This is a genomic window from Streptosporangium sp. NPDC000239 (genome assembly GCF_040300765.1).
In the GTDB taxonomy this organism is placed as follows: domain Bacteria; phylum Actinomycetota; class Actinomycetes; order Streptosporangiales; family Streptosporangiaceae; genus Streptosporangium.
On sequence record NZ_JBEPEI010000020.1, the window covers coordinates 136,177 to 156,813 of the forward strand.

Here is a 20,637-nt window from a genome sequence, read left to right on the forward strand (position 1 = left end):
ATTCCGGCGGGCCGGACGGCCGTAGGTGAGGTTGAGAATGATCGCCACAACCGCTGTTTCCCGACGACGCGACGCGATGCGCGTCGTCATGGTCGCGCCCCCCTGGTACGACGTCCCGCCCCTGGGCTACGGGGGCATCGAGGCGATGCTCGCCGAGCTGGTCTCCGGGCTGTCCCGCAGGGGGCACGACGTCACCCTGATCGGGGCGGGCAGGGCGCGGACGGGGGCCAGGTTCCTGCCCACCTACGACCCGGCGCCCTCGGAGCGGATCGGCGAGCCGATGCCCGAGGTGCTGCACGCGGCCAAGGCGTACGCGCTGGCCCTGGACATCGACGCCGACATCGTCCACGACCACTCGCTGGCCGGGCCGCTGAGCGCGGCGGCCAGGGCGGTGCCGACGCTGGTCACCTGCCACGGGGAGATCGAGGGCGAGCTGGGCGAGTACTACCGGGTGCTCGGCCCGGCCGTGTCGATGGTCGCGATCTCCGAGGCGCAACGGCGGCTGGCCCCCGACCTCAACTGGGCCGGGGTGGTCCACAACGCCGTCGAGACGGCCTCCTTCCCCTTCCGGGAGCGCAAGGAGGACTGGGTGCTGTGGCTGGGCAGGCTCAACGCGGACAAGGGGGCGCACATCGCCATCGACGTGGCCAGGGAGGCAGGCCGCAGGATCGTGCTGGCGGGCAAGCTCACCGAGCCCGCGGAACACGACTACTTCGAGCGGGAGATCAAGCCGAGACTCGGCCCCGACGCCGAGTACGTCGGGCAGGCCGACGCCGACCGCAAGCGGGAACTGCTGGCCGCGGCCCGCTGCCTGCTCTTCCCCATCCTGTGGGAGGAGCCGTTCGGCATGGTCATGATCGAGTCCATGGCCTGCGGCACCCCCGTCGTCGCCCTGAAACGGGGGGCGGTTCCCGAGGTGGTCGCCGACGGCGTCACCGGATTCGTCAGGGAGGAGGCCGAGGAACTCGCCGAGGCCGTCGAGGCGGCCGGCGGGCTGGACCCGCACGCCTGCCGGGCCCACGTCGCGGGCAACTTCGACGTCGAGGTCATGACCGCCGGGTACGAGCGGATCTACCGGCAGGTCATCGCCGCCCCGGGGGAACCCGCCGGAGGAACCAGGGATCTGGCGCTGCCCGTCACCTGAAGCGTCGAAGAGCGTCCTGGTAGATCGTGTTTTGCCGGTATCGTGCCGGGTTATGGTGCGCTTAAGGAAGCGCGCGCTGCTGCCCGCATGGCTGCGGCGCGCGGTGCTCGGCTGGTTCGACGCGCGGTACATCTCCAGGGCCGACCACCGGCAGGACATCAAGGACGCGCTCTGGGAGGTCCAGACGCTGGGCCGGGAGGTCACCGCGCTGCGGGCCGAGGTCGACAGGCTCAGGGCACAGGTGGCCAAGGCCACCCCGGAACAGGCGCAGGTGCGGCGCTGGGACGACGCGCACCGGCTGGCGCAGGAGACCGCGGCCGCCATGGAGCACGTCCTGCAGAACGAGGTCCTGCTCTGGCAGGCCGCCGACCAGGCGCTGGGCCGCCGTGGGGCGGGTGCTCCATGAGGGTGACCTGGACCACCGAGGACGACGTCATGCGCCTGGCCTTCCGGCTGGACGCCGAGGACGAGATCACCGGCCTCTGCGCCGACGGCCAGCCGTTGAGGATGGCCACGAACTCCTGCCGGGTCGAGCTGCCGCGCACTCCCGGCGAGGTCCACCCCGACCTGCGGGCGCTGGCGGCCTGGACGATCGTCGCGCCGTGGACGCGCCGTACGGTCACCTTCGACGAGCCGATCTCACCGGTTCTGGCCGAGGCCCTCGCCGACGGCTGGGGGGTCGAGGCGGGGCCGGTCGGCGGGACGCCGCGCTCGGGGAGCAGGCTCGCGGTCTCCTACAGCGGAGGCGCGGACTCGGTCGCCGTGGCCGCGATGCTGCCCGAGGCGCCGTTCGTGCACTTCCAGCGGGTCTCCCATCCGCGCGTGCCCAACCGCTGGACCCACTACCGCTCCGACGTCCTGGCCCGCCTCGCCGAGAAGACGGGCAGGGAGCTGACCGTGGTCCGCTCCGACCTGGAGTTCACCCTCGCCGAGCCCCGCCCCGGTTATCCCGAGCACCACGCGGTGGCCGCCGGGGCGCTGCTGCTGGCCGACGAACTCGACCTGGGCGGTCTCGCCTTCGGTTACGAGCTGGGGTCGCGCTGGCTCGGGGGGGACCGCTACCTGCTCAGATACACCCCCGACAACCCGATGTGGGCGCCGCACGGCGCCTGGGGCAGGGCGTTCGCCGCCGCCGGGGTGCACATCGTGCTCCCGGTCGGCGGGGTGAGCGAGGCGGTCACCATGCGCCTGGCCCTGAACTCCTCCCTGCGCGAGCAGGTCCGCTGGTGCCTTCGGGGCGTCGAGGGACCCTGCGGGACCTGCGGGAAGTGCCTCTACAAGGAGCTCATCCAGGCCGCCGTGGAACGCCGCCCGCTGCGCACCGCGGTCGGCCCCAAGCGCCCCGTCGCCCGCAAGTGGCAGGAGCCCCCGCCGTACGGCGGGCAGGAGATGATCGAGTACGGCTGCGCCAGGGTCCCCGGCGTCGAGGGCACCGTCTTCGGCAGGGCCGCCGGGTTCCTCGGCGCGACCGAGGCCTCGACCGCCTGGCTCGACCGCTGCTACCCCCCGGCCGTCGAGGAGATCCCCGAGCCGTGGCGCAAACAGGTCCACGACTTCATGGCGGCCGAGGTGGGCTTCATGAGTGAGGACGAGGCACGCCGCGTCGAGAGCTGGGGGACGACCCGGGGGACGGCTCAGGGAACACGATGAACGATCGGGAGGCCCAGGGGACCCGGGGGACGCTGACCCGCAGGGCGCTGCTGGTCGGCGTCGGGGCCGCGGGCGGGGCGGGCGCCATGTTCGCGGCCATGGGCGCGCTGGGCCTGGCCCCCGGCTCCCACGAGACCCGGCCCGAGGACTACGTCCCGCCCCGGGCCTCCGACTTCTCCCTCAGTGGCAGGGGCGCGGCGAAGGTGGTCGTCCTCGGTGCCGGGGTCGCCGGGCTGACCTGCGCCTACGAGCTGGGCAAGGCGGGCTACGACTGCACCCTCCTCGACGCCGCGGACCGGGTCGGCGGGCGGAACCTCACGTTGCGCCGGGGCGACCGGCTGACCGAGAACGGCGGGCAGGCCCAGACGGCGGACTTCCAGGAGGGGACCTACTTCAACGCCGGGCCGGGCCGTATCGCGCCGTGGATGGTCACCATGGACTACTGCCGCGAGCTGGGCGTGCCCATCGAGACGTTCGTCAACAACAACGCCTCCGCCTACGTCTACACCCACGGCATGAAGGCCCCCGTCAGGGCCAGGACCGCCCGCGCCGACATGTACGGCTACGTCGCCGAACTACTGGCGAAGGCGAGCCACGCGGGCGCGCTCAACCGCAGGCTGACCAGGGACGACAGGGAACGGCTCGGCGAGTTCCTGCGCCGCTTCGGCGACCTGGGCCCCGACCTGTCCTACCGGGGCTCGACCCGCAGGGGCTTCACCGTCTACCCCGGGGTCGACGACGGGGTCCCGCTCGGCGCCCCGGGCTCACTGGCCGAGGTCTTCGCCGCGGGCATGGGCAGGGCCATCACCATGGACTTCGGCTACGACCAGGCCGTGCCCATGTTCCAGCCGGTCGGCGGCATGGACGCGATCGTGACCGCGCTCACCCGCGCGGTCGGCCGGGACCGGATCATGACGGGCGCCCGTGTCACCGGCCTGAAGAACCTGCCCGACGGCGTCGAGGTGACCCACACCGGAGGCGTGATCCGCGCCGACTACTGCGTCGCGACGCTGCCGCCGCACCTGATGGCCCGCCTCCCGCACAATCTGGGCGCCCAGGTCACCGCCGCGCTGCGCACCCCGGTCCCGGTCGCCGCCGGGAAGATCGGCCTTGAGTACGGCAGGCGCTGGTGGGAGATCGACGAACGCATCTACGGCGGCGTCACCGAGACGGACCTGGACATCACTCACATCTGGTACCCCTCGCACGGTTACCACTCTGCGTCCGGCCTGATCGTCGGCTACTACAACACCGAGGAGAACGCCGAGCTGTACGGCAGGCTCCCCCACGCCGGGCGCCGGGCCCGCGCGCTCACCCAGGGCAAGAAGATCCACGGCGAGAGGTACCGCGCGGACCTGCGCTCCAGCGTCTCCATCGCCTGGCACAGGCAACCGCACATCGAGGGCGGCTGGGTCCGCTGGCCCTCCTACGAGGGGGCCTTCGCCCTGCTGCGGCGCCCCGCCGGGCGGGTCTACTTCGCCGGAGACTGGCTCACCCACCTGGTGGCCTGGCAGGCGGGGGCGATGGAGTCGGCCAGGCGTGCGGTGACCGAACTGCACACCCGGGTCGTACGGGCCCCGGCCTGATTCGCCGTACAGTCTCAGGAACGACGCGGTGAGTGGTTGGGAGAAGGCTGTGAGGATCGGAACACTTGACTGGGTGCCCGCCGGGGAGCGGCCCGACCTGCTCGCCGAGCCGGTCGCGCGGGCCGTGACCGGCCAGGACGTCGAGGTCGCGGAGATCGACCCGGACCTCGCCGACACGGCGGCCTTCTGCGAGCGTTACGGCGTCGGCATGGGCGAGTCGGCCAACTGCGTGATCGTGGCCGCCAAGCGCGCGGGCGAGGTCCGCTACGCCGCGTGCATGGTGCTCGCCACCACCAGGGCCGACGTCAACGGCGTGGTCAGGCGGCACCTGGACGCCAGGAAGATCTCCTTCGCCCCGCAGGACGACGCCGTCGGCCTGACCGGGATGGAGTACGGCGGCATCACCCCGCTCGGCCTGCCCGAGGACTGGCCGGTGCTGGTGGACGAGGCGGTCGCGGCCCATCCGGGGGTGGTGATCGGCAGCGGTGTGCGCAGGTCGAAGCTGGCGGTCTCCGGCGCCCTGCTGGCCGGTCTGAAGACCGCCCAGGTGATCGGCCTGGCGAACTGACGCCGAAAAGAGATTGAGTGTTACCCCGGTTTGGGAAACCGTGGAGATCTGGCACACGTTATCCCATCAGAGAATATGGCCTGATGGTTCATCTCATGGGCGGGGTTTAAGCCGGTATGGTTTTTCATGCCATGAATCAGGACGACCGACTGGGCCCGTACCGACTGCTCCGGCGGCTCGGTGAAGGCGGCATGGGCGTTGTCCACCTCGCGGCCGACCCCCACGGGCGGCAGGTCGCGGTGAAGGTCCTGCGCTCGGAGGTCGCGGGCGACGACGTGGCCCGCCGCAGGCTCTCCCGCGAGGTCGAGACCATGCGGCGGGTGCGCAGCGAGCACATCGCCGAGGTCCTCGACGCCGACGTGACAGGACACCGCCCCTACATCGTGACCCGCTACGTGCCGGGTCAGCCGCTGGACGACCACGTCAAGCAGGAAGGTCCGATGGACCTGCCCGCGCTGCTCAAGGTCGCCTACGGGGTTGCCTCCGCGCTGGCGTCCGTGCACTCCGTCGGGGTGATCCACCGCGACCTCAAGCCCGGCAACGTGCTCATCCTGAACGGCAGGCCGGTCCTCATCGACTTCGGCATCGCGCAGGCCGTGGACGCGACCCGGCTGACCCAGACCGGCATGTTCATCGGCACGCCCGGCTACCTCGCGCCCGAGATCATCGAGGGGCACGAGGCGGGACCCGAGGTGGACGTGCACGCCTGGGCGGGCACGATGGTCTTCGCGGCCACCGGCCAGCCGCCCTTCGGCAAGGGCACGCTGGAGATGATCTTCTACAACATCACCGCGGGCCGGGCGAACGTGGACGCGGTCCCCGAGGCTCTGCGGCCCGTGCTGCGCGCCGCCCTCCAGCGCGATCCCGCCAGGCGTCCCAGGGCGGCGGAGCTCGCCGCCCAGATCGAACGGCTGATGTCGGCCTCCGGACGTCCCAGCCCGCCGGACGAGGTGCCCACGGTCACCGGCTTCGAGGGCCGCACGACGGACCTCGGGCAGCCGACCGGGCCGTACGTGCCGACGGGACTCGGCGCCACTCCCGGCGGCGCTCCGGGCGTGGCCCCCGGCCAGGCGACGGGTCAGGCGACGGGGCCCTACGTGCCCACCGGCCCGGGTTTCCGGTCCGGTCCCGTCGCGGACCCCGGGCAGCCGACCGGTCCCTACGTGCCCACGGGCCTGGGTTCCCGCCCCGGTGACGTCGCGGCGCCCGGCCGTACGGGGGAGCGAACCGACCCCGGTGACGTGCCGACCCCGGTCGCCTCGCGTCCCGGCACGTCCATGCCGTGGCCGCCCGCCCCGGTCTCGACGCCGCCCGACTACGTCTCGCTGCTCGGCGAGCAGCAGCAGGGGCCCGACCCGTGGCCGACCCGCAGGGTGACGCCGGAGGAGCTGCGTCAGGCGGCCGCCCAGCCGGTCTCGCAGCCGATGCCGCAGCAGGCCTTCCAGGAGCAGCCGGGGACGAGAGGCCTGCCGGCGAGGCCCGGTGGCGACGGCGACATCCCGACCCAGCGGGTCCGGCCCCACGAGCTCGAACAACTGCGCAACCAGGCGCAGCGGCAGTACCCCCAGGGGCAGGCGGCCTTCGAGCGGGCTCCCCAGCCGGGCGGGCACCCCGCGCATCCGGGCGCCGCGGGCCCGCAGCCCTACCAGGCGACACGGGTGCAGTCCTACCCGCCCGCCGAGGAACGCCAGGAGTGGCGTCCCACCGCCTCCTCCGCTCCGCGGGGCTCCGCGGTTTACGGCGTCGCGAGCGCGCTGCTGATGGTCGCCGTGACGGCCGTCGCCGTCCTGGCGCCCGTCCTGACCGCCGTCGTCGCCATCCCGCTGGTGATCCTGCTGCGCGCCGCCGACATCGCCCAGCCCGAGTTCAACGGCCGCAGGCAGGCCTCCGAGGGGGCCGCCGACGTCCTGCGGGTGCTCGGCAGGCCCGCCGCCCTGGCGAAGTCCGCGGGCATCACCCTCGCGCTCGTGCCGTACGGCCTCATCCTCGGCCTGCCGGTGACGTTGCTGCTGTCGGTGCTGGTCAGGAGCCTGCCGCAGACCGCCGCGCTCAGCTGGGGTGCGGCTGTGGCGCTGTGGACGATCTGCGCAGGTCCTGGAGTCGAGGGCCCCAGGAGGCAGATGCGACGTACGCTGGCATCACTGCTGCCTTCGCGCGGCGCGGCCACGGCCGTGGCCGCGGTGCTGGGAGCGGTCGCCGCACTGGCGCTCCTGTTCGCGATCGGCACCTTCAGGGGAGGGACGTCGCGGGTGCAATGGGCGCCGGTCGACGTCGGAACGGTGGTGGGGGAACTGCGCAATCTACGGGACAGGGCGACACGATGACGACGGGAGAGACGCAGGCACCGGAGCGGCTCGGGCCGTACCGGCTGCTCAGGCAGATCGGCGAGGGCGGCATGGGGGTCGTCCACCTGGGGCTCGACGAGGACGGCCGCGAGGTGGCGGTCAAGGTCCTGCACCCGCACGTCGCGGCCGACCTCAAGGCCCGCGACCGGCTCACCCGCGAGGTCGAGACCATGCGGCGGGTGCGCAGCGCGCAGGTGGCCGAGGTGCTCGACGCCGAGCTGACCGGCGCGCAGCCGTACATCGTGACCCGCTTCGCGCCGGGCCGCACGCTTGAGGAGATCGTCCTCGCGGAGGGGCCGCTGGCCCCGCACGAGGTCATCAAGCTCGCCCGCGGCCTGTGCGCGGCGCTGGTGGCGATCCACGCGGCCGACGTCGTGCACCGTGACCTCAAGCCGTCGAACGTGATGATGGTCGACGGAGAGCCGCTGGTCATCGACTTCGGCATCGCGCACCTGGTCAACGCGACCCGGCTGACCCAGACCGGCATGTTCGTCGGCACGCCCGGCTATCTCGCCCCGGAGATCATCAGGGACTCCGAGATCACCCAGGCCGCCGACGTGCACGCGCTGGCCTCGACGGTCTTCTTCGGCGCGACCGGCAAGCCGCCGTTCGGCACCGGGAGCTTCGAGGTCGTCTGCTTCAACATCATGGAGGGCCGGGCCAACGTCGACCAGGCCCCGGTCTGGCTGCGCGGCTGGCTCAGGCAGGCCCTGGCGGTCGACCCCAAGGCCAGGCCGAGCGCGCACGCGCTGCTGCGGATGGCACGCGACCTCGACCCGACGGTCACCGCCTTCCACGAGGCCGCGCCGCCGCAGGCCAACGACGGCGGCACCAGGGTGTTCAGCGCGGACGGCACCCGGGTGCTGGACGGTCAGCCGCCGGTCGTGCCGCCCCCCACCGCGCCGTCTTCCACGTCCTCCGCTTCGTCCTCCACGTCGCCTTCCGCGTCGCGGCCTCAGGTCCCGCCTCCGGCGAACGGCACCAGGGCGCTGCCGCAGGACGGGACCTACTCCGACCTGCTGCCCCCGGTCGAGTACGCCAAGCCGGAGCGGCGCGAGCGCAGGCCGCGTGAGGAGCCGCCCGAGCACCAGGCCGGGCGTTCCACGGCCGGGTCGCCGCCGCCGTACGTCCCGGCCACACCGCCGCCCTACGTTCCGGCTCCGCTCTCCGTGCAGCGCAGGGTCGCGCCGCCGCCCCCCTACCCCGACCAGCGGGTCGCCGGATACCCGGCGCCGCAGCCGGTGGGGCAGGGCGCGCCGTTCGCCCCGCCCCAGCACGAGCCCAGGCCGTACGTCCCGCCGCCCGCGCCGCAGCCCCTGCCCGGGGAGCAGCGTCCCCGCTACCGCACCGGGCATCCGCTGGCCGCGGCGCTGCTGCTGGCGATCCTGGTCGGCCTGGCCTGCGTGCTGCCCGTGGTGGTGAGCGCCTTCGCCCTGGTCGCCGTGCTCTGCCTGCGGGTCGGGGAGTACCTCTTCGGAGACCTGGCCCAGCGTCGCTCCGTGCGCGGCAACAGCGCCGCCGATCCGCTGCTCGCGCTGGTCGGCACCCCGTGGGCGTTGATCAAGGCGTTCCTCGCGACGCTGGTCACGGCTCCGCTGGCCGCGATGTTCGGCATGTGCGTCTGGGGCGCGCTGACGTTCATCGGGCACATGAAGACCGACCCGGCGGCGGCCTACGCGGCCGGGGCGTTCGTGGCGGGGCTGTTCGTGCTGCCCGGCGGAGGCAAGCCGCGCAGAGCGGTCTCCCGCGCGCTGACCGGGGTGATCCGCAGCCCGGGGGCGGCGATGGTGACCACGATCATCCTGGGCACGCTCGCGTTCTTCGTGGTGATGGGCGCGCTGACGCTGATCCCGTCCTTCGTCCCGTGGGACCAGCCGTCGAGCGTCGTCAAGCAGGTGACGCGGGCCTGGCAGGTCAAGGTGGAGAACGGGCAGATGGGGGCGATCGACCTCGTCCGAGGCCTGTTCAACGACCTGATGGACAGCCTCGGCCTCGGGTTCGTCTCCTTCTAGACGGAGGGTCCAAGCGCCGGGATCCTGAACGACGAAGGGCGTGGGTGTCTTCCGGACCCCACGCCCTTCGGCTTTGCCCCGGTCGTTGCCGGGGCACCGTTTCACCCTCCTGCCCGGCGCCGGTCCGTCAGGTTTCCGCGGCGTGTGCGATTTCACAGGCCGGAAGAAGAACAAAAGGCGGGCCGATAATCGTCGGCGGTGTAACCATGACGGCGGCGGGGGAGATGAGATAGAAGGACTGGGAGGGCGCGTGAACGTTGCCGATCTGGCAAATCAGGTGACACCTTATGTGGTGGCGGCGATAGGCGCCTACGGAGGCGCGGTGCTGGCCAAGACGCAGGATCTGGCCGCCGACGAGTCGGTGAATCTCGGGCGCAGGCTGCTGCGGCGTTTCGTCAAGCGTGAGGAAAGCCGCGATCGCATCGAGTCCGCCGTTCAGGATCTCGCGGGCGAGCCGGAGGACGAGGACGCCCTGGCCGCACTCCGTGGTCAGTTGAAGAGGGCTCTCGCCGCCGATCCCGAACTGGCCGGGGACGTGGCGGAGTTGCTGCGGGCCGCCTCCGCCTCCACTCCGGTGGTGAACAACGGTGGCCAGGTCGTCGCTGGAAGCTCGATCTCCGGGGACAACGTTCAGATCGGATCGGCACGGGACGTCAACCTCCATCGACGCTGATTCGCCGGGAGGTCAAGTGGACATGGCTTCCTGAAGATGTACTTCGTAATCGGGAAGTGGCGCGTTCGTGAATCATGGGTGTGGCTTGCCCTGCTGTTCCTGCCCTACCTGGTGATTCCTTCTTCGCTTCCTCCGGTGCCTTTCCGCGTTCCTGTGGAAAATGGAGGCGCGGCCGTTCCCGACGGTATTCGCTCGCTGCTGTGGAAGGTGAAGATCCCGGAGGACCTGTCCAACACCGTCTTCGTCGGTGACGTGCTGGTCGTGACACACGGAGATCAGATCGAAGGCAGAGAAGCCGACACAGGGCGTCTCCTGTGGTCCTTCGGCGTGTCGGACTCCAACGGCTACAGCCCGCCGGAGGAGCGCATCGGGGTGACCGGTGACTACGTCGTCGCGGCGATTCCGCGCGACGGGAAGGACAAGACGGACGAAGAGGCCCCCAGGGGTGACGGCCTTCTGACGTTCAACGGACGCACTGGAGCGCTCCTCTGGACGCTCGGGTCCGGATTCCACGGCTCCGACACGCCCCTGCCCCCTCTGGTGACCTATCTCGGTGTCGGTGAGGGGAACGTACTGATCCACCTTCCCGCCATCGGTGTGGTGAGAGCTCTCGACGTGGCGGACGGGCGCCGCAGATGGGACTCCCCCCTCCCCTCCGGGTGCCTCGGGCAGACAGGCGGGGCGGACCGGTGGGTCGTCGCGATGCTGATCTCCTGCGGGCGGGAGACCCGTCTGCGTGTGCTGAGCGCCTCCACCGGCAGGTGGCTCTGGGAGCAGGAGGTCTTTCCCCTGGGCAATCCCCTGGTCGTGGTCGCCGACGGGGTGGTGGGCCTGGAGAGCGACAACGCGTTGAACGTCTACGACGCCGACGGCCGGCAACTCTACGAGCACGTCGCCGAACACGCCTGTCCGTGCTCTCTCGTCGCCACGGCCACCGGTGTGCTGGTCGTGGGGCAGGACGACTACAGAAACTCCTTGTTGACGGCGATCGTGGACCGGCGATCCGGCCGCGTCATCGAGAGCGAGGACGAGAGTGTCTCCTTCATGGCGGTTCAGGCGCTCGACGGGCGGATCTACGCGACGAGGCGGCTCGGTGAGCTTCAGAGCTCCATCGTCGTGACGGTGGATCCGGTGACGGGAGAGCAGACGCCCGTCGTCGCCTTTCCCGCTCCCGTCAGCCTGCTTGGCATGAGCCGGTACACGTTGCTGTTCGCCTCCGTGTCCACCTCGTCGCTGGCCGCTTACACGACGGTTCCGCCGTCGGCAGACCCCGGCGCCACGGCGCGCGGAGGCGTCGGTCGTGAGAGGTGGCGTGACGCGTGTGCCCTGATCCCGGCCTCCACGCTGAGGGCCGAGTTCCCGGAGGCTCACTACACTCCTGTCGCCCGGCCGGGGCCGCCGGAACTCGCCCTGGACACGCCCGTCGGCTGCGACCTGGTTCCCGGCGACGCGAGGCATCCCGTCATCACGATCGACATCAGATGGGCGGGAACGGACAAGGACGAGACAGAGGACGTTCTTCAGGATCTGATGGCGAGGTTCGACGAGAAAAAACCCATCTCTCTCGGGCATGGCGCGCAGATGTACACCAACAGTGCGGTGCGCGATGTCGCGATCCTACGGGCGGGTGACACGGTGGTCCGCATGGACGGCGCTGGCGGCCACGAGGTCACCGTGAGACTCGCCCGCCAGGTGGTTCGTGGCCTTCGGGCGACGAGATGACCCGTCATCCGCCTGAGACCGAGCCGGTCGAGCAGCCCGCCGCCGCCCCGAGCCTGCACCATGCGACGGTTGGCGGGAACAACGTCCAGATCACGTCCGCCAGGGACGTGACGGTTGTCTCCGAGTCTGCGGGAAGACCCGTCCGGCGGCGTTCACCGGTGTGGCTGTTCGTCGTAGGCGTCGTCCTGGCGGTCGGCGCGGTAGCGTTCGGCGAACGCTCCACTCTGGCCGACGTGGCTCAGGACGCTCTCGGCGCGCCGGTCCTGACCGCCGTCACCACATCGATAGTCAACGTCGGAGACTCCTTCGCGATGCCGGACGAGTTCTCGACCGCCGAGCACGCCCTTCTGCTGCGCGCTCCGAGTTACCGGCAGCTGACGGAGACGCTGTTCCGTCACCATGCGGCTCGGCTGGGGACGATGAACGTGGTCACCGTTCTCCGGGGCCGGCGCCACGGCGCCGTCAGGATCATCGACGTCCGGCCGTACATCGTCAGGTCCGGGCCCCTTCCCACGGGCACCTGTCTCACCATCCCCGCCCAGGGAGGTGGTGAGGAGTACAAGGTCAAGGCGGACCTCGACCACCTGAACCCCAGAGGCGGTCAGTCGAGGTTCCTGCCCAAGAGCATCGATCTGGCATATGGGGAGCGTGTGACGGTCGAGTTCACGGTGCATGCCAAGAACCGCTGGTACGAATGGGGTATCGAGGTGGTTTACGCCTACAAGGACAGTGGGGAGACCGAGAGCGCGTTCTTCCAACAGGCCAACGGACAGCCGTTCAGAGTCACAGGAGAGGCACCGAGGTACTCGGTCGTCTACAACGATCCCAGCAGTTTCGGTGTGGGTTACCGGATCACCGGTAGGAATCAGCCGTGCGGAAGGCGATGAGAACACGGCTGCTGGCGGTCCTTCTGGTGCTGGTCCTGCCCCTGCCCCTGGCGGACGCACCGGCGGCCGCCCAGCCACGAGCGCGTCTCGTCCCTCTCTGGCACAGGGACGTCTCGATCCCGCAGGGGGAGTACGGGTACGCCCTCACGTCGCGTGACTTTCTCGTGTACACCGCACGCGGTGTGCTCGCACTCGGCCTGGACGACGGACGGCCAAGGTGGAGACACCACCTCTCCACGGCGACGGCCGTGGGCTGGAGCATCGCCTCCGGCGTTTTCGTCGTCGACTACTACCAGCCGTTCGCCCAGGAGAACAGGCGGCACCAGCTGATCGCGGTGTCGAGCGTCACCGGAAAGGAACTGTGGCGCAGACGGGGGCTGTCCCTCCCGCCCCGGGGACGGAGGTCGGCGGCCCTGCAGGACCGCTCGCCGGTCTTCCTCACCAGGAAGTCGGAGAAAGGAGGGCTGATCGCCGTTTCGCCGGGCACGGCGCGTGATCTGTGGAGCTTCCGCCCTCCCGCCGGGTGCGACGTCTCCCAATCGGCGGTTCGTGCCGCCGACGTGGTGCTCCTCCTCACCTGTGGCCGGTCGTCGCGCATGCTTCTCCTGGACGTGGCCACCGGTGCGACGCGCCGGTCGGTCCGGCTTCCCGCGGGGGCGGTCTCGGACTTCCAGGTCGCCGATCACGTGATCGCGCTCTTCGGTGACGGTGCGATGACCTTGTACGACGACGAGGGGCGGGCGGTGCTCCGGCGCGGGGAGTGCTGGCCGCGATGCGCGATGACGTACGAACAGGGCCTCGTGCTGACGACCTACCACAGTGGTGAGGAGGATGTCATGGAGGCGGCCTCCTGGCCCGGAGGCGCCCCTGTGTGGCAGGTGAGACCGGCGCCGGCGTACACCGGCCTGGTCGAGGGAGGCGTCGGAATCCGGGCGACGGAGGAGGAAGGCCTTCCGGTCGTCGACCTGATCGAGCCCGGGACCGGCGAGGTGACCTCCTACGGCCTTCCGACGCCCGGCAGGCCGCTGGCGTCGGCCGGTGAGCGTCTCTACGCAGGAAGCGTCATGAGCGCGGTGGGGCAGACGCCGAGTGTACGCATCGCGGCCCTGCGACGTGGCCAGGGCGGAGGGACGCCGCTGCTCGCGGGTGTGGACCCGGGCCGCTGGCCGGACGCCTGCGCGCTTTCCCCGGGGAGGACGTTCTCCGCCGGGACGCCCCGGACCACCCTGTCCGGTTACACCATGCCCAGCCCTGTCGCCTGCCGCTACACCGATCGGAACGGCGGCCACCTCGTCGTACGTGTCCTGTGGGTCGCCGACGATCCGGGCGAGGCCGTCGGCACGATCGAGACGCTGCGGGACGTCTACGCGTACAGACCGGTCACCGGCATCGGAGACCAGGCCGTCGCGGACGCGACCCTGCCGAGCACCGTTGTCCTCAGGGCCGGTTCGGTGGTGGTCTCCGTCGTGTCGGGTGACATCTCCGTGCGGCGCCGGCTGACGGAACTCTCCGGATCCGTCGCCGACCGGCTGCGCGAAACCGATGTCGTCAGCGAGGCGCGGGCCGTCCCCGCTCCCGCGCCACCACAGCGGTTCAGGCTGCTCCGCCTGCCGGGAACGCGAACGGTGGTGGCCGAGGACGCCACGACCTCCCCCTGGCTGGGCGCCTATCTGTCCGGTGAAGACCTCTACGTCCGAGTGAAGGGAGTCTTCGCCCGGTTTGACGGGACGGTGAGGGCCCTTTCGCCGACCGGTGCCTGGGGGGCCGGGACCACGGAGAGCTACCCGGCGCAGGGCCGGGACCCTGTGACGATCGTGGACACCGCGACGGGGAAGGTCCGCGAGGTGCCGACGGTCAAGGCGCCCATGGGTGTGGTCCGCCCCGTCTGGTCGCCGGACGGACGTCTGCTGTTGACCGCCCGCACCCAGGAGGCGATCACCGGTTTTGTGATCGTCGACGTGGCCACGATGAGTTCCCGGTTCGTCCGCGTCGCCCATGGCGGCCGTTACTCAGGAGGATTCCGCTGGGGGGCGGACTTCAAGACGGTGGCCGTTCAGACCGGGCTCGAACGCGACGAGGAGGACGCCCACCGTGACGTCACGTTCTTCGACCTCCACGGTGCGGTGCGACACCGCTTCAAGAAGGTCGGGAAACTGATGGGAGAGCAGAACTGGATGTCCCCCTCCGGGAGGGTCTTCGCCACCCGTTGCGCCGGGCAGGCCGGTCAGCTCTGCCTCTGGCGAACGGCGGACGGCGCGCAGGCGGCCCGGGTTCCGGTGGATTCAGGCCGTTTCATCGCCTGGTACGGCGAGGACCGCTTCCTCGGCCGGCACACCCTGTCCTCGGGGGAACGGGTGGTCGGGGTCGCCGACCTTCTCGGCCGGTTGCGCGCTCAGCTCGCCACGACCCCCAAGGGCGAGGAACTGGAACCGGTCGTCGTTTCCCAGGCCGGAGCCTGATCTCCGGACGGTCTCCGTCCGGAAGATGTGAGTTCCGGTAACCGTGATGGAGAAGCCGGGTGTAGGCCCGTGTCCTTTATGGAGGGTTTCTCGGAACCTCTTCGTGCGGGAGCGGCCCGGCTGAGGCACGATGAGGGGACAGGCCGGAAGGAGCCGCATGGGAGCGACCGAGGGTGACCGCCTTGGCCCGTACCACCTGCTGTCCACGCTCGGCGCCGGAGGTTTCGGCGAGGTCCACCTGGCGCTCGACCCCGACGGGCGGACGGTCGCGGTAAAGATCCTGCATCCGCACGTCGCGGCCGACGCCACGGCCCTGGCCCGCCTCTCCCGCGAGGTCGAGACCATGCGGCGGGTCCAGGGGCCGCACGTCGCCGAGGTTCTGGACGCCTCCATGGAGGGCGCCCGCCCCTACCTGGTCACCCGCTACGTGCAGGGCCGCCCGCTCAGCGCGCTGATCTCCGCCGAGGGCGCGGTCCCCGGCGACGATCTCGTACGGCTGGCGCACGGCCTGGCGCGGGCGCTGGCGGCCGTACACGGCGCGGGGGTCGTCCACCGCGACCTCAAGCCGGCCAACGTCATCATGGCCGACGGCGAGCCGGTCGTGATCGACTTCGGTATCGCCTCGGCCCTCGACGCCGCCTCCGTCACGGCGTCGGGGACGGTCATCGGCACTCCCGGATACCTGGCGCCCGAGGTCATCGAGGGCGCGGCGGCGGGCCCGGCGGCCGACCTGTTCTCCTTCGGCGCCACACTCGCCCACGCCGCGACGGGGAGGCACCCGTACGGCACCGGCCCGGCCTCGGCGGTCGGCTACCGCGTCGTCCACCACGATCCCGACCTTGAGGGGGTTCCCGGCTGGCTTGAGCCGGTGCTGCGCGAGTGCATGCGGCGTGACCCGGCCGCCAGGCCCACGGCGGCGGAGGTGCTCGGACGCCTCGGGGCCGAGGCCCCGGAGGTCGGCGAGCCGCTCGCACGGCCCCGGCGGGCCTTCGCGGTGCCGGGAGTCTCCACAGGTTCCACGGACTCCTCAGGCGGCGGGGCGGTGGAGACCGGGGTGCACGCGCTGACCACCCGGCAGTGGCGTCCGGGGCGGCGCCCGCCGCAGGGCAGGCTCTCGGCTGAGGAGGCCCTGCGGCGCCGCAGGGTCGTGGTGCACCGTCGCTGGGTCGTCGGCACGGGGCTGTTGACCGCGCTGGCGGCGGCGACGGCGCGCGGTCCGCTGCCGGAGCTGTCGCTGCTGTTGCTGACGGCCTACGGCCTGACGGTGCTCGTGGACGGGGGAGTCGCCCTCCTCGCCCGTAAGGACCGGGGCCGGGCGATCGTCGATCTGGCGGGCGGCGCGGGAGCCGTCATACTCTGGGCCGTTCTGGGCACCTTCTTCAGCACCCTTTCACTCGCGCTCGCGTTGGGTACGGTCCTGTTCGTTCTGGTGGCCATCCTCGTGTCGAGCTGAGCTATGGGACCCGGCCACGATTTCCGGAACATAGTTCGGTATGGTGGGGGTGTGTGACTGGTCGGCCAGCCCTGGCCGTCGGCGTCAGCCGTACGACCCGGGTAGGCTACCGATCGGTAACATGGTGCCGGAGGGCAGGGACGGGACATCCCGGCCGTGCCGTCCGCTGCCGTTCCGCCCACGGGGACCCGGCAGTCTTGGCATCGCGTGCACGTACCCCGCGTGCGCGTAGGGAGCATTCGGCGCTAACCGCAGCGACGCGGTGGCGCACGCGAACACGGGAGGTCGGCCACCGGCCATGAACATCGTCGTCTGCGTGAAGCAAGTCCCCGACACGGCGACCGAGCGCAAGCTGCGGTCCGATGACAAGACGATCGACCGCGACGCCGCCGACGGCGTCATCAACGAGCTGTGCGAGTACGCGGTCGAGGAGGCGCTGCGCCTGAAGGAGGCGCACGGGGGTGAGGTGACCGTCCTCACCATGGGCCCCGACAAGGCGAGCGACACCATCCGCAAGGCCCTGGCCATGGGCGCGGACAAGGCGGTCCACCTGGTCGACGACGCGCTGCACGGCTCCGACGCGCTGGGCACCTCCTACGCCCTGGCGCAGACGCTCAGGAAGGTCGGGTTCGACCTGGTCGTGCTCGGCTCCGAGTCGACCGACGCCCGTACCGGAGTGCTCGCCGCCATGCTGGCCGAGCGTCTCGGCGTCCCGCAGCTCACCTTCGCCAACAAGGTCGAGGTGGGCAAGGGCACGATCACCGTCCAGCGCGTCACCGACTACGGCTACGACAGGGTCGAGGCCTCGCTGCCCGCCGTCGTCTCCGTCGTCGAGAAGATCAACGAGCCGCGTTACCCCTCTTTCAAGGGCATCATGGCCGCCAAGAAGAAGCCGGTGGAGAAGCTCGGAGTCGCCGACGCCGAGATCGACGCCGCCCAGGTCGGCCTGGCGGGCTCCTGGAGCGAGGTGACCGACTTCGCCGCGGCTCCGCCGCGCGCGGCGGGCACGATCGTCAAGGACGAGGGCGACGGCGGTGTGAAGGCCGCCGACTTCCTCGCGTCGAAGAAGTTCGTCTGAGAACGGGGGTTGCCTGATATGTCTGAGATTCTCGTTCTGGTCGAGCACGTCGAAGGTCAGGTCAAGAAGGTCACGCTGGAGCTGCTGACGCTCGCCCGAGGGCTGGGCTCGCCGTCGGCGGTCTGGGCCGGTCCCGGATACTCCGCGGAGGCCCAGGCGAAGCTGGCCGAGCACGGCGCCGAGAAGATCTACGTCGCCGACTCCGCCGAGGTCGCTGACTACGTCGTGGCCCCCAAGGCCGAGCTGCTCGCCCAGCTCGTCTCGGAGAAGGCTCCGGCCGCGGTGCTCGTCGCCGCGACGGCCGAGGCCAAGGAGATCGCGGGCAGGCTGGCCATCAAGATCGACTCCGGTGTGCTGACCGACGCGGTCGGTGTGGGGGACGGCCTCGTGGCCGACCAGTCGATCTTCGGTGGCGGGGTCAACGTCCACTCGCGCGTCACGAAGGGCACCCCGATCATCGCGGTCCGCCCCAACGCCACCCCGGTCGAGGCCGCGGCGGGCGCAGGCGCCGAGGAGCGCGTCTCCGTCACGATCTCCGACGCCGCCAAGGCCGCCAGGATCGTGGAGCGGGTCAAGGAGGAGAAGGGGGCCCGTCCCGAGCTGACCGAGGCCGCGATCGTGGTCTCCGGTGGCCGTGGCGTGGGCTCGGCGGAGAACTTCTCGGTCATCGAGGGGCTCGCCGACTCCCTCGGCGCCGCCGTCGGCGCCTCCCGCGCCGCGACCGACGCGGGCTGGTACCCGCACCAGTTCCAGGTCGGCCAGACCGGCAAGACCGTCTCCCCGCAGCTCTACATCGCCGCGGGCATCTCCGGCGCCATCCAGCACCGGGCCGGGATGCAGACGGCCAAGACGATCGTCGCCATCAACAAGGACCCCGAGGCGCCGATCTTCGAGCTCGCGGACTACGGCGTCGTGGGTGACCTGCACCAGGTCGTCCCGCAGCTGACCGACGAGATCACCAAGCGCAAGTAGTTCACAGGACCACGGAAAACGGCGTCGCGCCCGGGTGCGGCGCCGTTTCCCGTGTGACCGTCCGGCGGCGGGCCCGCCGCCGGACGGCGCTGTCCTCACTCAGGGAGTCCCCAGGCGTCCCCCGACGGTCTGGACCTCCCGTTCACCACGGGTCGTGTGCCCTACGGCACGGTCACCTCGCGCACCAGGTGCGAGCTCCACGGGCACCAGGTGTTGCCGGGAAGGAACGCGCCGCCCACCTCGGACAGGTGCTCCTCGACGTAGCCGATCGAGGCGTCGCACACCTCGGTCGCGACGTCGAAGAAGTCGACCGTGGCGGGGTCGTAGTGGTAGCTCCAGGACGGGTTGTAGCTTTCGGTGCCGGTGACGATCTTGCCGATGACGCTGCGCCTGTCGGTGGACAGGCCGCTCAGCAGATCCCTGGCGTGCCGGATCTTGGAGGTGTCGGTGAGCTTGAAGACGAACGTGTCGCTGCCGGCGTCGGCGAACTCGAAGTAGGCCACGGGTCCCAGGGAGGCCTTGGAGGCCGGGCCGGTCTGCTGCGCCTGGGCGGTACCGGCCAGGGCGAGCGTCGAGGCCAAGGCGAGTGCGGTGACCACCGGAAGGACGGGTCGCATGAGCATCTCCTGTTCTGACGGATCGTGAATACGACGTACTTGACAGGCAGTGCACTACCAGTCAGAACTGTAGATCAACGATCAACGACACGTACAGAGGATTTTCTGCCTTGATCTCTTATTTGGATTTTGTTCGCATTTAAGACATATATGTCCGGCCTTCCGCGGAATGCGGAAGGCCGGAAAGACGACCTGGTCAGGCGGCCATGGACAGCTCCCGCTCCCGCGTCTCCTCCACGGCGGCCGGTACGGCGGGGCGGGGTAGGAACCGGGCGGCCAGCGCGATCAGCAGCCCCAGGACGACGGCCAGGAAGAGCGCGGTCCTGAGGGTGGTCACATGCGAGACGAACCCGATGATCACCGGGCCGAGCAGCAGTCCCGCGTAGCCCATCGCACCGGTCTGGGCGATGGCCGGACCGGGGTTGGCCGTCGCGCCGCCCGCCAGGGACAGGGCCATCGGGGAGACCGTGGCGACCGCGACGCCGACCAGGAGCATGGCGCCCACGGCGACCGGGGCGGTCGGCGCGCTCAGCACCGCGCCGAAGGTGGCCGCGGTCGCGAGACCCGCGGTGACGATCATGCCTCGGGCGCCGAAGCGGGCCCTGACCCGGTCGCCGGTGAGCCTGCCGAGCAACATGCCCGCCTCGAAGACCGGGTAGCCCAGCGCGGCCACGGCCTCGGCCGCGCCCAGGGTGTCGCGCAGGTACAGACCGTTCCAGTCGGCGATCGTGCCCTCGACCATGAACGCGCAGAAGGCGATCACACCGAGCAGGTAGACCACCGGAGGCATCCGGCGGCGGCCGGCCGCGGCGGCCTTCTCCGACAGGACGGGGTCGGGCAGGTAGGAACGGCTGATGACGACCAGTACGGGAAGGGAGACGAGCGCCACCAGGATCAGGTGGGCGGTGAACGACAGGCCCGCCGCGATGGCCGCCGTGCCGAGGAGACCCGCGGAGATCGCGCCCACGCACCAGCCCGCGTGCATGCCGTTCATCAGCGGCCTGCCGTAGGCGCGCTCGACCGTCGAGCCCTGCGCGTTCATGGCGACGTCGACCGCGCCGAACGCCATGCCGAACAGCGCCGCGGCGACGAGCAGCAGGGGATAGGTCGGCGCCAGGGCCAGCAGGGCCAGGGTGACCGCGCACAGGGGAGCGCCGACCCGCAGGACGCTCCGGCTGCCAAGCCGTGCCATCACCCCGCGCATCGACTGCATGGTGACCAGCGCGCCCAGCCCCCACACGAGGAGCGTGACGCCGATCGACGCCTCGGACAGGCCGAGTTTGTCGGACAGCGCCGGGATACGCACGGTCATCGACCCACAGAGCAGGCCGGCCAGCACGAATGTGAGAACTGCCCCGGTTCGGGCTGTCCTCAGGTCGCGGGTCATCACTGAATCCCTTCACAAAAGGTTGTTTCAACGGTGAACGAACGGGGACACACGAGTCGGTCGCTTCCGCACGCGGAAGCGACC

The 20,637-nt window shown here is 71.0% G+C and carries 16 protein-coding genes; 14 read left to right on the top strand and 2 right to left on the bottom strand.

The features are described from left to right. Nucleotides 1–37 precede the first annotated feature (37 nt). The 14 genes from ABT340_RS35030 to ABT340_RS35095 all read left to right on the top strand — a co-directional run bounded on the left by ABT340_RS35030 (nt 38) and on the right by ABT340_RS35095 (nt 18,549). Nucleotides 38–1,144 carry a glycosyltransferase family 4 protein gene (locus tag ABT340_RS35030; RefSeq protein WP_352015190.1) on the top strand — a complete coding sequence of 369 codons (1,107 nt, stop codon included), beginning with the start codon at nt 38–40 and terminating at the stop codon, nt 1,142–1,144. Nucleotides 1,145–1,196: 52 nt separating this feature from the next. Next, a complete protein-coding gene (locus ABT340_RS35035) occupies nt 1,197–1,550 on the top strand; it encodes a hypothetical protein (RefSeq protein ID WP_352015191.1) in 354 nt (117 codons plus the stop codon). Then, nucleotides 1,547–2,794, top strand: coding sequence for a DUF6395 domain-containing protein (locus ABT340_RS35040; protein ID WP_352015192.1), 1,248 nt, complete (start codon nt 1,547–1,549; stop codon nt 2,792–2,794). Before ABT340_RS35035 ends, ABT340_RS35040 begins: the two co-directional genes overlap by 4 nt. Next, the gene (locus ABT340_RS35045) at nt 2,791–4,380 is read left to right on the top strand and encodes a flavin monoamine oxidase family protein (RefSeq protein WP_352015193.1); all 1,590 of its coding nucleotides are present in this window, start codon (nt 2,791–2,793) and stop codon (nt 4,378–4,380) included. The genes ABT340_RS35040 and ABT340_RS35045 overlap by 4 nt, the downstream gene beginning before the upstream one ends. A 49-nt stretch (nt 4,381–4,429) precedes the next feature. Next, nucleotides 4,430–4,948, top strand: coding sequence for a YbaK/EbsC family protein (locus ABT340_RS35050; RefSeq protein ID WP_352015194.1), 519 nt, complete (start codon nt 4,430–4,432; stop codon nt 4,946–4,948). A 131-nt stretch (nt 4,949–5,079) separates the two neighbouring features. After that, entirely contained in the window at nt 5,080–7,272 is a 2,193-nt protein-coding gene (locus ABT340_RS35055) for a serine/threonine-protein kinase (RefSeq protein ID WP_352015195.1), read from the top strand. Then, nucleotides 7,269–9,305, top strand: coding sequence for a serine/threonine-protein kinase (locus ABT340_RS35060; protein ID WP_352015196.1), 2,037 nt, complete (start codon nt 7,269–7,271; stop codon nt 9,303–9,305). The genes ABT340_RS35055 and ABT340_RS35060 overlap by 4 nt, the downstream gene beginning before the upstream one ends. A gap of 250 nt (nt 9,306–9,555) precedes the next feature. Beyond that, nucleotides 9,556–9,978 carry a hypothetical protein gene (locus tag ABT340_RS35065; RefSeq protein ID WP_352015197.1) on the top strand — a complete coding sequence of 141 codons (423 nt, stop codon included), beginning with the start codon at nt 9,556–9,558 and terminating at the stop codon, nt 9,976–9,978. Nucleotides 9,979–10,185: 207 nt separating this feature from the next. Further along, nucleotides 10,186–11,700, top strand: a complete 1,515-nt coding sequence (locus tag ABT340_RS35070; protein ID WP_352015198.1) for an outer membrane protein assembly factor BamB family protein — start codon at nt 10,186–10,188, stop codon at nt 11,698–11,700. Further along, entirely contained in the window at nt 11,697–12,587 is an 891-nt protein-coding gene (locus tag ABT340_RS35075) for a hypothetical protein (protein ID WP_352015199.1), read from the top strand. The genes ABT340_RS35070 and ABT340_RS35075 overlap by 4 nt, the downstream gene beginning before the upstream one ends. Continuing rightward, nucleotides 12,572–15,046: a PQQ-binding-like beta-propeller repeat protein gene (locus ABT340_RS35080; protein WP_352015200.1), complete on the top strand. Its 2,475-nt coding sequence runs from the start codon at nt 12,572–12,574 to the stop codon at nt 15,044–15,046. The genes ABT340_RS35075 and ABT340_RS35080 overlap by 16 nt, the downstream gene beginning before the upstream one ends. A 157-nt stretch (nt 15,047–15,203) precedes the next feature. Next, a complete protein-coding gene (locus tag ABT340_RS35085; RefSeq protein ID WP_352015201.1) occupies nt 15,204–16,499 on the top strand; it encodes a serine/threonine-protein kinase in 1,296 nt (431 codons plus the stop codon). A 298-nt stretch (nt 16,500–16,797) separates the two neighbouring features. Then, nucleotides 16,798–17,577 (top strand): electron transfer flavoprotein subunit beta/FixA family protein, encoded by a 780-nt coding sequence (locus tag ABT340_RS35090; RefSeq protein WP_352015202.1) that lies wholly within the window; start codon nt 16,798–16,800, stop codon nt 17,575–17,577. A gap of 18 nt (nt 17,578–17,595) precedes the next feature. Continuing rightward, complete coding sequence (locus ABT340_RS35095) at nt 17,596–18,549, top strand: electron transfer flavoprotein subunit alpha/FixB family protein (RefSeq protein WP_352015203.1); 954 nt, start codon at nt 17,596–17,598, stop codon at nt 18,547–18,549. A gap of 161 nt (nt 18,550–18,710) precedes the next feature. Here ABT340_RS35095 and ABT340_RS35100 read toward each other — a convergent pair whose 3' ends face one another. Together ABT340_RS35100 and ABT340_RS35105 are read right to left on the bottom strand one after the other, a co-directional pair. Further along, a complete protein-coding gene (locus ABT340_RS35100; protein WP_352015204.1) occupies nt 18,711–19,166 on the bottom strand; it encodes a BP74-related protein in 456 nt (151 codons plus the stop codon). A 196-nt stretch (nt 19,167–19,362) separates the two neighbouring features. After that, nucleotides 19,363–20,553: an MFS transporter gene (locus ABT340_RS35105; RefSeq protein WP_352015205.1), complete on the bottom strand. Its 1,191-nt coding sequence runs from the start codon at nt 20,551–20,553 to the stop codon at nt 19,363–19,365. Between the last annotated feature and the right edge of the window lie 84 nt (nt 20,554–20,637).